The sequence below is a fragment of the Oligoflexus sp. genome (assembly GCF_035712445.1).
In the GTDB taxonomy this organism is placed as follows: domain Bacteria; phylum Bdellovibrionota_B; class Oligoflexia; order Oligoflexales; family Oligoflexaceae; genus Oligoflexus.
Genome location: NZ_DASTAT010000025.1, coordinates 56,854 through 66,881, shown reverse-complemented (window position 1 = coordinate 66,881; position 10,028 = coordinate 56,854). Strand labels below are relative to the sequence as shown.

The window sequence follows — 10,028 nt, the reverse complement described above, 5'->3', positions numbered from 1 at the left end:
ATCGCCTTCTTTGGTTCGGTATCCTGTAGCAAGAATCAGGCAAAGGGCTGCTATAACAATCAGTTTGGTACGACGCCGGTCACCTGTGAAAGAACGCGCACGAAGTCGTGCCAGGTCGTCACCTATAATTCCTGCTGGTTTACGAGGGATGCCCTGGGCAATGCGCAAAGAGTCCTGCCGGCTCCTCCGGCTCCTCCACCTGCCGAAAAACTCAGCGTAGAGAAGGACTTTGATTATCAAGGCGGAGACTACAGGCGGTGGGCGATTCAAAAGACAGATGACTATAAGGTATGTTACAAGGCCTGTGCTGAAGACAGCGCATGCAAAGCCTATGCATTCGTGCCGGCCGGGTATCAGGAAGAAAACCCAGTTTGCTATCTGAAAAACGAGGTCAGACCTGTTCAAATCTGGAAAGGTATCGTGACCGGTCGTCGTTACTAAAAGATTGTGGGAAGAGGGGACAAACTGTTGTCCCCTCTCTTGCGTCAACGGGCTTGAAAAATCGCCGCTACGATAGAAATCCCAACTCAGATTTACTCGGCAAAGCTATACTGGGATGCGACACCAAAGCAGTTGAATCCCTGGTGGCTCCAAACACTCCAGGCTGCGCCCAGATTCTGCCGCCACTCGTTTACTTTTTTCAGACAGACGTCCGAGGATTCCGTTACGTTCACACCAAAGTGCTGAAACTGAATACCATTCGCTTTCCAGGGCGCTGCGGCATTCCTGGCCGTCAGATCCTCATAAATGGGCGAAATATCAGTCGGCAGCTGAGACAAAAGCGCACCGGACAGCACAGAGTAAATCACCGAAAGCCGATCAGCCGATGGTTTATAAACCCAGGCATGGCAGTGTCCATCCCCATCAGGCATGCCAAGGAAATTGGAATCCCGGTGATAGTACATGTAAGCCTTGTAACCATCGGGGTAGCGCTGGAGGGCCTGCGCGGCCCGGAATTGACAGTTGCCCTCGCTGGGGTTTTGACTGACGCGATAGTATTCCTGGCGAATGATCTGGCCCGATACATTGAGAAGATTCAAGGACTGATTCTGCGGAAGCTTCTCCACGCGACCTAGACAGGTTGCATGACCGGCCATGGTTTTTGTCCCGCCACAGCGTCCGATTTCAGACGGATTAAATCCCGGAATACCGGGAAGGCCCTGGGCCGCTGCCGTACCCGCCCAGACGCTGAGGAGAAGTGGAATTCCGAGACGACGTTCAGAGAAGGAGAATTTTAAACGTTCCAACATGTTCTGTTCCTATCCTGCTTGTTTGACTTTCCCCTGTTTCAGGGGCTATGGAAACAACGAAGGACGTGAAACTTTGCGGCTTGAAAGCTGCTGACGGCCGGAACTCGGACGCGACGATTTATTCTGTGACTTCCTGAAAGATCGCTTGATCAGCACTCTTCAAAATCGCACCGCCCGCGGTACGCGTGTAAATGAGGTCGCACATTTGGGCACAGCGATCGAACTTTTGATCACAAAGGGAGTGGTCGAGCGAACCCGGAGCATTATCAAGCTGACAGTCCAGATATCTGTCCGTACAGCGATCAATACAGCGGGTTTTGCCGCCCGTGCCGGTTCCCGGACGCACAGGGGCTGCACTCGCCACAGCGGAGCTGATAAAACCGGCCAACACGAAAGCCAGGGATACAGAAAACTTCATGGGTTTCTCCTTCGATTGGATAAAGAGCTGTGAAATGAAGAGCGATTGCGATGACTCGCGACTCATATTTCAAGAAACGCGGCTCTGAAATTATTTTTGCAAACTTTTTCATCCAATCGGTGCGGAGAAAAGGCGGCAGCTGGGAGAAGCTGCGCGCTGCGAATAAGTCACTTTGACAAAAATCCCGGCAGCGTCTGTCTTTTCTGGGAAAGATCATAGGCCACGCCTTCCACAGGTCGCGACTCTGCATCCCATCGACGCAATCGTTCATAGGTACCGAAACCTTCGGCCCCATTCTGTTCATATTCATCCGGCGACAGCCCGAAACCCTGCAGGATGGAAATCAGGAAATCATTATAAGGCCGCCCCTGGTTCCTCCGGAAATCGCCATAGGTTAAATACTGGCCTGTGACAAATCTTTTTCCCCCGCTGCCTGCCGTGAGGATAGGCATATCATTCGCCTGGTGATTGCTGCCGTTCGTCGGCATGCAGCCCATATCATTGCCCCAGTAGACAAGGGTGCTATCCAGATAGCGCTCGCCGGTCGCAGAGTTTTCCACATCCCGAAGCTTTTCGATAAGTCGGGCGACCTTGCCCGCCATCCAACGATTGATGCGGGGCAGTTCCGTCGCCGGCAGATTATTCTCATGCGATATCGTATGAAAATCCCTCTGAACACCCAGGAAGGAGTAAACCGAGTTATCGGTGTCTGTGCTGAACTGCAGAGTCGCCGTCGCCAGCTGATTGCACCGCACAGCCAGAACAATCAGATCAATGTGCGCGTCGATGACCTCGTCATCCTGGGAAGAATCCGGAACATTCGGCACCACAGTGGGACGCTTTAGAACCTCACCGCCGGAACCCGTCTGATCTATTTTTTTCTGCAGCTCATCAAGGTGGGTCAGGTATTCATCCAGCCGCTGCTGATCAACCAAGGAAAGCCGGGGATCCCGCCTTAGGTTTTTAAAATCCTCCAGCACCAGCGAGGCTATGGTCTTCCTGCGGCGCCGCGCTTCATCTCCCACCTGACTTCCGAAAAAAGCATCAAACGCCATCTGCGGATTATGAATGGGATCGATGCCCTGAACCCCCTGGCCGCTTTTTCTATAGGAGATCGGCTGGTTTTTATAGCCCACGTTGGAACCCACCAGATGCATCGAACCCAGACGATTGGGATTGAAACGGGACGACTGCTGCAGAATCTGATCCACACTCTGATGAGTGCCCCCGGCACAGAGTGTCGTGCGGGGATTATGATTATGCCCCTGAGCGAGGGAATCCAAACCTCCAAGGATATTGAGATCGCTCCTATAGGGAGTCAGGGGCTCAAGCACAGAGGAAAGCGGAGCCGTCAGATCACCAAGGGGGAAGCTCCGAAACCCACTTCCACCTTGCTGATAGAGATCGATGCCTGGATGCCAGTTTCTTTGCGACTGTCCATGCCCATTGAATAGCGTGATGAATCGAAGCTGCGGTGTCATCGCCATGGCCTCGGTCTCGCCCAGCAAAGACGCAAGGAAAGGAAGGGCGACAAGACCTCCGCCTGCGGTTTTTAGAAAGTGGCGTCTGTTATGCAGTGTATGAATCATAAGAGTCACCTTGTCTTTGCATAATGGAAAAAGGGATGGCGGGTCATGTCCCGGATCATCCGCTTGATGCTCATGTCTTTTCGCTGCATTTTCGCGGCAAAATCGTCGATAAAGCAGCGTTCCTGCTGCGTGGGTTTTCTGGCAAAGGCATACATGTACCAATGCTCGACAAAACACTGATGCGCCCTCGGGCTCCTGGCCAGGATATCGGTATAGCCCCAAATATTATCCACGGCCGGATCGGAGCTGCTGTCAATGTTCGCAGTCGCGAGCGTCGTATCCAAAGGATGAACGACGATGCCTGCATCCGTTACAACTTTTTCTTCAGTGCGGAATCGCCCGAGAGCATCAAACTGCTCCAGCACAAAACCAGGTGGGTTAATCGACTTATGGCAGGACACGCAGAACCCCTGCCCCGTTCGTGCTTCCAGCTGCTGCCGGGAACTGAACGACGGATTGGGACGGGGAGGATTTGCGATGACTGTCGGATCAGGAGGCGGGGGAATATCCCGACAAAGGATGCGGGAATTGACCCAAAGACCGCGTTTTACGATCGACGCATAATCCAGACCATTGGCCAGCAGTCCGGCTCGTGACAGTATACCAGGCCTCGTCTCCAACTCCTGAAAATCGCTTTGCCTATTCGTTCCATAGAGGCGGGCCAGGAAATCGGAATCCGCTTGCACTCTTCGCGAACTGACAAGGTCAGCGAAATACAAATCATTCTGAGTGATGGAGCGCGTGAAGGAAAGCAGCTCCCGCCGAAGCTCAGGCAGATAGCTGTCCGTATTCAACTGCAGTCCATCCAGAAAGCTGTCGCTGTAGTTGGCAGCCGGCATGAAATCCAGATTGAGCCAGGAGCTGTAAAAGTGATCCAGCATCGACTCGAAACGAGGGTCCTGCATCATACGCGCGACCTCCTCATCCCAATTCCGGCGCAGCTGTCCCTGCCAGGCGCGATCAAGCAGCTGCTTGTCTGGAACCGAGCGCCACAGAAAGGCCGCGAGCCGAGCCGCCAGCTCATACTCGGTCAGCGAGAAGAGTCCGTCTCCCGTGTCCGTTCCGGCTCGCTCTTCGCGGAAAATAAAAGCCGGTGCTTGCAGAAGACTCTGGGTCATCATCAGGGCCTTATGCCGTCCATCACCGCTTTCGCTTTCCGTGAATCTGTAATAGCGGTTTTTTTCAGCATCGCTCAGCTGCCTTCGGTAAAGGGGACGTCCGATGTTCCAGAAAAAGTTTTCCATGCATCGTGAATTCAACGAATACTTGCAAGCGGACTCACCAAGGACTTCATCAAACCAGTCGTCGCGCTTCCGCAGTTCCTCGCTCAGATTTTCCGCAGTCTGCGCATAGGCTTGAATCAAATCAAAGCTCAGGTTTTGCTTCATCTGTTCAAAAACCGGCCCGCCGCGCTGATTGTCGCTGGGAATGGCTGCCAAAATATTTTGCAGGCGATCGGCGGCAATGAAGCGCCCGAAAAGGGATCGGATGGCCTCGCTGTAATCCCGACTGGATAAGCGCTGGGTTGGTGAGCCTGGCAGCACCGACTGATCGCATGAATCCGCCAGGGCATGCGCAGGCGTCAGGAATAGGCAAAGGGCAAGCATAAGGATTTTCATGGCTTGATCCTTCTTTTTTTGTTGGGAACGTCTTTGTTTCAAGGATAGACGATTCGTATGAGGGCTGCCTATTCAACTAATGTTAACTGCGAAAGCGCTGGGGCCCAACGCTTAGAAGGAAGTCGCCAGCCGATTTTGATTAATCATTATGTGCTAGGTTTAAGCGCCCATTTGACATTACTCGCCCGGCCCTGTATGAATCGCGCCACAGGAAAGGCTTCACGGCCTCAAATTCCAAAACGTCTGGAGACTTCAAAAATGGGCTCACACACTCAGCTTGCCATCAAACTCGCGTCGACCTTCATCATCCTGACAACCATGACCGCCTGCGGCCAGGACGAGAAGCAGTCGCCCCAGTCCGAGCTTTCCGCTCAGTCGTGCAACTACAGCGCTTATGAAGCCTGCATCATCGAGCTGTCTTTAATGAATTCTGATGATAGGGGATATCTGGCCAAGAAAATCAAATGCGACATGATTTGGAACCGATGCAGCTGATCACGTCGAACTACCGAATATTGCAGACAAAAGCAAGATCCCGGTTGGCTGGAAAGAGCTATTTTGATCGATTTTGCGAACCGCGCTTGCCATACTAGCATAATCATGCTAGTGTAGCTGGATTCCAAGAAACTTCGTAAGTCTGGAGCCGAATGAAAATTATTGTATGTGGATCTCACAACTATCAGAACCAGCAGTTACTCTCCAAGACCCTTCGCGACTACACCAAGCATCACAAAGTATCGGTTATCGTCCTGGGCCAGGCCCAAGGCGCTGAAACCATGGCGGCCGAGTGGGCGATGCAGAACAATGTGCGTTTGAAGATCGTTCCGACGAATCGTCAAATCCAGGGTGCAGAAGCCACGATCGAACGCAACAACCGTATCGTCGAATCCAACAGCGATGCCGCTGCTGTGCTTCATTTTATGGGCTGCGAGATCTCTGAGGATCTTTGCCAAAGAGCCCTGAGGAAGAACATCGTCGTCGATGATGTGGTCGCTTCCTGATTTCCTCTGAGCCGAATTTTGCCTTGTCCTCCTGGACCTTCGCTGTTGGCAAAAAAGAATGCAGGGAAAGTCGGTAGTAAGAGCGACCTTCCCTGACCTGCTCAGGCCCTTTTTTCCATTCCAGCCTGAATCGCATCCTGGGCATCCGATGCTGCCCCACGGACGCGGCTGTTCAAATCTTCAAACCGACGGCGTGTTGCGTCCTGAACGGTTTTGCCCATGCTGAGGGCCTTATCTTTGATCTCGGTCCGTCTTCTTTGACCTTCCTGAGGATCAAGAAAGTGGCTCAGGAGCGATCCGATAGCGGCTCCAGCCAGCAGCCAGCCAGTGTTTTTCAAAAGGCGATTGTCGCCCATGTACCGCACTCTGCCGCTCATATCCTTCACTTTTTCGCCCAGCTGAGCCACAGCATCCATATTGATCTCGTCTTTGAGATTCGAAATGTTCTTCAAGGAAAACATGGCGCCTACCTTCCATAAATTTATGTAAATGGTTTACGACACCTTCAGAAGCTGAAGGATATCGGAAGGCAGTCTTTGCAAAAGGCGTGCGCGGCGGGGAACGGTATCGCAAAGCGAAGCTCATCCCTCTGCGATACACTCGGGCTTATTGATCGTCTTTATCCAGAAGATTGTGATAGACGGTCACGACATCGTCATCTTCCGAAAGCACATCTATAAGGTTTTCCAGTTTAACGAGAGAGGCTTCGTCGGTGAGTTCCTTGCGGGACAGAGGAATTCGGATCAGAGACGCTTCGTCCGGCGTAATGCCCAACTTCACGAGTCCATCCTGGATGGCACCGAATTCCGACATCGGTCCGGACACTTCGTAATGATCATCATGCAGCTCGATTTCCTCGGCGCCGCTATCAATCATGGCGAGGGTGAAATCATCTTCCGACTTCACCGCTTCTTTCGGGACGGTGAAAAGGGCAATGCGGTTGAACACGAATTCAAGTGATCCCGAGGTTCCCAGCGCGCCGTCATACTTCCGGAAATAGCTGCGAACGTTGCCCACTGTCCGCGTGGGATTGTCAGTCGAGGTTTCGACGAAGATCGCCACACCACCGGGTCCGTATCCTTCGTAGGACACGTCTTCAAAGCCAGCTCCGCCGGTACCCTGGCCTTTTTTAATGGCCTTCTCGATATTCTCTTTGGGGACGTTGAGTTTCTTGGCTCGCTCAACAGCGACTCGAAGCAGAAAGTTGTTGGCGAGATCCCCACTCCCACCTTTGGATGCTTTGAAAACATCCTTAAGAGCTTTCGTGAAAATTTGTCCACGCGCCTTGTCAGCAGCACCCTTACGCACCGCAATTTTAGCAGATTTTCTTCCCATATATTCCCTACCTGAACATCACGGCCTTTTGACCTGACCGGTACTTTAATGAATTTTAGCCTCCTGAGCAACGGGTCAAAGAGCGAATTCTGAGGGGCTGGATCTCCCTGTTGGCCGGACCCTAAGATTCGTTTTGACGCCGAAACCAGCTAGTCCCCGCGTCTTCTAAAAGCTCCGGGACAGGCTGCGAAGAAAGCATCAAGGCCATGACCAAGCTCCCTTCGAAGGCGGAGGGCATCCGCCTTCTCGATCGGCACGGCCACGCTTCTGACCTCGATACGGAAGGTACAGGCCCTTTGCTGCGTGGCGGGATTCCAATACTGATCGCGAACCGTAACTCTTGTCTCCCAGGAATTTTGCCCCTGCTCGGACAAAGCCGTCATGAGGCGATTCAGCTCATCATGAAGACTCGGGACAAGGGCCTCGTCTTTCATCCAAAAGCTGAGGTCAAAAAAGCGAGTCCACTCCCGCGAGGGGCGATGGGACAGGGCCTCGGTCTCTTTCGCGTCCGCCACGTTCAAAGTATGAAGCTTTTCAAAGGCCCGCACTTGCCCGCTGCGTTGGACCGGAACGCGACTGTGCCCCATTGTGAGTGCCATGCCGGGATCCCTGACCTCTGTGCGAGGCCGGGCCAGGATGATGCGATGAAACGGTGTGATCTCAGGCTGAATCATAGCCTCCTGGACATCATAGTCCGCGGACGCAAGAGCCTCTTTACGGAATAGGTCGATCACAAGGGAAGGACCGGCATTCGACTCCAAAGGGGACCGCACCGGCACTCCGGCTGAATACCCGGACAGCTGCGCCAGGGACAATAGACTTTCCTGCTGCTTACGCAAAGAGTGACAGCAGGGCATGATGGCAAGAGGACTCCGACTGCGAAGAGCGGCCAGGAGCACTTGGTCAGAAAGGCTTCCGCAGGCATGAGCTGCAACGAACAGCGTAGCTTTATCGGCTTGTATTGCTTCGGCGCTGCCTTCGACGAAATGAACACTCCCGGACAGCTCTGGCCACTTTTTAAGGAGAGATGCGGCAAGACTATCGGCTGACTTGGGGCGCGTAATATCCACAGCGACTGCTGTTCGGGGACGCAGCCCCTCGCTCTTTCGGGCCAGGAGCACAAGAATCCAGGCCAAAAGTCCATGACCGGCCGCAATGTCTGCGATGCGTAAGCTGTCGGGAAAAGCCCGGTCAACGATCTGGGCCATCTGCCAGCACTCGTGCAGCTCTTTCTCGGGTAGCATTCCGGTTTCGCATACAGCTGCGGCAAGTTCGGCAAAAAGGGGCGGCGCCTCATAAGCAAAGCGTGAGGCATCCCGGGGCTTCAGTTTTCTTCGTGAATGGAGACTCAAGCTGCGCGTCATGGAATCCGCTTCAGTATAGGCTACGAAATAGGCCAAAAAGACTAATTACCGGCAGCATTATCATATCGGTTTAACCCGATGGTCCAGCGAAAACGAAGATCACGCAGGCGTGGCCTCGCTCCATGGTCATCACAGGTCCGACAGGACCCGTGCAACCGCCTTCGCGACCGATCAGGGACGGGGTTCCGTTGTTCATCCTCGCGGCCGCCGAGCGTGGCGACTCGACTAGAGGAGGGACGGGCGGGCACCTGCGGGCTCTGACACATTCTTTAGAATTTCGCCTGACAGTTCCTCGTCTCCGACTTCGCGCGAAAGATCGGCGAGTGAGACAATCCCGGCCAGTTCCTGATTGCGGTTTAGGACGATCAGACGGCGGATTTGTTTTTCTTCCATCACTTGAGCCGCTTCCTCGACATCGTCATCCTCATACATGCACACAATAGCGCCCGTCATGGCCGTGGTCACAGCGCTATCGGCATCCTTGCCGTCTGCCAGCGCGCGCACGACGATATCACGGTCGGTCACGAGACCGATGACCGCCTGCTCGTCACAGACAGGCAGGATTCCCGTATCAAGATCACGCATCTGCTTCGCGGCTTCGCGAATCGTTGTCGCTGGCGAAACGACATGTACGTGTCTCGTCATAATGTCCTTCAATTCCATAAAGGGCTCCTTCTTCAAGCGTTTTATCCGTTGATACCTGCGGGCACGTTTTCGCCCCTCGGGTCTTATGCAAGATCCATGTTCGCGAAACGTGCCGGTCCAGATTTGCCGCCTGAATCGTGGAGCTTTCAGTTTCCGCAGTCCCAGGTGTGGTGGGAGGATTCCTTGAACACGGGCTTGTCACCCACCGTGCGGCCGGTATGGATTACGCGGAATTCATGCTTGCCGGTGCCAGCGCAGTTATAATTCACGTAGTTTTCTCCTGGTCCGACGATTTTCACCGTCTTCAAATCTTCCCAACCGTACCAGCGGGAACGCTGCATTGTCAGGTAAGACGTTCCCTTGGGCCCGCAGTTGGCCTGACTGCCGCGGCCGGTCAAAGTATTGCCGCTGCGGGTCAAGGTCCCGATGTGAATCTCGCAGGATGCACGCTTCACCATCACGGCTTCGGCGGCTTCGGTTTCGATGGGCGCTTCCTCAGCATCATCCTGCGCTGCGGCCTCGATGCGGGTGACAGTTTCTTCAATCTCAGCCTCATCCTCCGGCGAGGATGCATTTGCATAAAGAGGAAGGCTGGCCAGAAGAGCGAGAGAGCAGGACAGGATACGTTGTTTCATAAGCATGGATATCCTCATTCAGGTGTTCGCGGAGCGGGACTGCTCCTGTGAGGGTAGTCTTAGCAGCCCATCCGTCTTCACCTCACGATGAACTTCCGAATTTTGGCTTGAAGTGTTTGCAGATGGAAAACAGGGTCATAGGGAAGCGGTCATCTACACAGTTTTTGCCGAT

13 protein-coding genes are annotated in these 10,028 nt (G+C 53.7%); 3 read left to right on the top strand and 10 right to left on the bottom strand.

What is annotated here, in order from left to right:
* On the top strand, positions 1-441 hold a 441-nt coding region (locus VFO10_RS05175; protein WP_325137751.1), incomplete at its 5' end, for a PAN domain-containing protein.
* A 92-nt stretch (positions 442-533) separates the two neighbouring features.
* Here VFO10_RS05175 and VFO10_RS05170 read toward each other — a convergent pair.
* The 4 genes from VFO10_RS05170 to VFO10_RS05155 form a co-directional block, all read right to left on the bottom strand.
* A complete protein-coding gene (locus tag VFO10_RS05170; protein WP_325137748.1) occupies positions 534-1,250 on the bottom strand; it encodes a hypothetical protein in 717 nt (238 codons plus the stop codon).
* Positions 1,251-1,368: 118 nt separating this feature from the next.
* Positions 1,369-1,668, bottom strand: a complete 300-nt coding sequence (locus VFO10_RS05165; RefSeq protein ID WP_325137746.1) for a hypothetical protein — start codon at positions 1,666-1,668, stop codon at positions 1,369-1,371.
* Positions 1,669-1,835: 167 nt separating this feature from the next.
* Positions 1,836-3,257 carry a DUF1552 domain-containing protein gene (locus VFO10_RS05160; protein ID WP_325137744.1) on the bottom strand — a complete coding sequence of 474 codons (1,422 nt, stop codon included), beginning with the start codon at positions 3,255-3,257 and terminating at the stop codon, positions 1,836-1,838.
* 5 nt (positions 3,258-3,262) lie between these two features.
* A complete protein-coding gene (locus tag VFO10_RS05155; protein WP_325137742.1) occupies positions 3,263-4,876 on the bottom strand; it encodes a DUF1588 domain-containing protein in 1,614 nt (537 codons plus the stop codon).
* 258 nt (positions 4,877-5,134) lie between these two features.
* Here VFO10_RS05155 and VFO10_RS05150 point away from each other — a divergent pair, with 258 nt between their 5' ends.
* Together VFO10_RS05150 and VFO10_RS05145 are read left to right on the top strand one after the other, a co-directional pair.
* Positions 5,135-5,371 carry a hypothetical protein gene (locus VFO10_RS05150; RefSeq protein WP_325137740.1) on the top strand — a complete coding sequence of 79 codons (237 nt, stop codon included), beginning with the start codon at positions 5,135-5,137 and terminating at the stop codon, positions 5,369-5,371.
* 152 nt (positions 5,372-5,523) lie between these two features.
* A complete protein-coding gene (locus tag VFO10_RS05145; RefSeq protein WP_325137738.1) occupies positions 5,524-5,877 on the top strand; it encodes an SLOG family protein in 354 nt (117 codons plus the stop codon).
* 101 nt (positions 5,878-5,978) lie between these two features.
* On the opposite strand, the gene VFO10_RS05140 is transcribed toward VFO10_RS05145, so the two are convergent.
* From VFO10_RS05140 to VFO10_RS05115, 6 genes are all read right to left on the bottom strand, one after another.
* The gene (locus VFO10_RS05140) at positions 5,979-6,338 is read right to left on the bottom strand and encodes a YtxH domain-containing protein (protein WP_325137736.1); all 360 of its coding nucleotides are present in this window, start codon (positions 6,336-6,338) and stop codon (positions 5,979-5,981) included.
* A 145-nt stretch (positions 6,339-6,483) separates the two neighbouring features.
* Positions 6,484-7,212, bottom strand: a complete 729-nt coding sequence (locus tag VFO10_RS05135) for a YebC/PmpR family DNA-binding transcriptional regulator (protein ID WP_325137734.1) — start codon at positions 7,210-7,212, stop codon at positions 6,484-6,486.
* A 149-nt stretch (positions 7,213-7,361) separates the two neighbouring features.
* Positions 7,362-8,576 carry a methyltransferase gene (locus VFO10_RS05130; protein ID WP_325137732.1) on the bottom strand — a complete coding sequence of 405 codons (1,215 nt, stop codon included), beginning with the start codon at positions 8,574-8,576 and terminating at the stop codon, positions 7,362-7,364.
* Positions 8,577-8,646: 70 nt separating this feature from the next.
* Positions 8,647-8,772 carry a hypothetical protein gene (locus VFO10_RS05125; RefSeq protein ID WP_325137731.1) on the bottom strand — a complete coding sequence of 42 codons (126 nt, stop codon included), beginning with the start codon at positions 8,770-8,772 and terminating at the stop codon, positions 8,647-8,649.
* A gap of 29 nt (positions 8,773-8,801) precedes the next feature.
* A complete protein-coding gene (locus VFO10_RS05120) occupies positions 8,802-9,221 on the bottom strand; it encodes a CBS domain-containing protein (RefSeq protein WP_325137729.1) in 420 nt (139 codons plus the stop codon).
* A gap of 146 nt (positions 9,222-9,367) precedes the next feature.
* On the bottom strand, positions 9,368-9,862 hold the full coding sequence (locus VFO10_RS05115; RefSeq protein WP_325137726.1) for a hypothetical protein: 495 nt from the start codon (positions 9,860-9,862) through the stop codon (positions 9,368-9,370).
* Positions 9,863-10,028: the final 166 nt, after the last annotated feature.

Coding starts and splice junctions, on each gene's coding strand:
- VFO10_RS05170 (WP_325137748.1), bottom strand. CDS start 1,250: ATGTTGGAACGTTTAAAATTCTCCTTCTCTGAACGTCGTCTCGGAATT.
- VFO10_RS05165 (WP_325137746.1), bottom strand. CDS start 1,668: ATGAAGTTTTCTGTATCCCTGGCTTTCGTGTTGGCCGGTTTTATCAGC.
- VFO10_RS05160 (WP_325137744.1), bottom strand. CDS start 3,257: ATGATTCATACACTGCATAACAGACGCCACTTTCTAAAAACCGCAGGC.
- VFO10_RS05155 (WP_325137742.1), bottom strand. CDS start 4,876: ATGAAAATCCTTATGCTTGCCCTTTGCCTATTCCTGACGCCTGCGCAT.
- VFO10_RS05150 (WP_325137740.1), top strand. CDS start 5,135: ATGGGCTCACACACTCAGCTTGCCATCAAACTCGCGTCGACCTTCATC.
- VFO10_RS05145 (WP_325137738.1), top strand. CDS start 5,524: ATGAAAATTATTGTATGTGGATCTCACAACTATCAGAACCAGCAGTTA.
- VFO10_RS05140 (WP_325137736.1), bottom strand. CDS start 6,338: ATGTTTTCCTTGAAGAACATTTCGAATCTCAAAGACGAGATCAATATG.
- VFO10_RS05135 (WP_325137734.1), bottom strand. CDS start 7,212: ATGGGAAGAAAATCTGCTAAAATTGCGGTGCGTAAGGGTGCTGCTGAC.
- VFO10_RS05130 (WP_325137732.1), bottom strand. CDS start 8,576: ATGACGCGCAGCTTGAGTCTCCATTCACGAAGAAAACTGAAGCCCCGG.
- VFO10_RS05125 (WP_325137731.1), bottom strand. CDS start 8,772: ATGAACAACGGAACCCCGTCCCTGATCGGTCGCGAAGGCGGTTGCACG.
- VFO10_RS05120 (WP_325137729.1), bottom strand. CDS start 9,221: ATGACGAGACACGTACATGTCGTTTCGCCAGCGACAACGATTCGCGAA.
- VFO10_RS05115 (WP_325137726.1), bottom strand. CDS start 9,862: ATGCTTATGAAACAACGTATCCTGTCCTGCTCTCTCGCTCTTCTGGCC.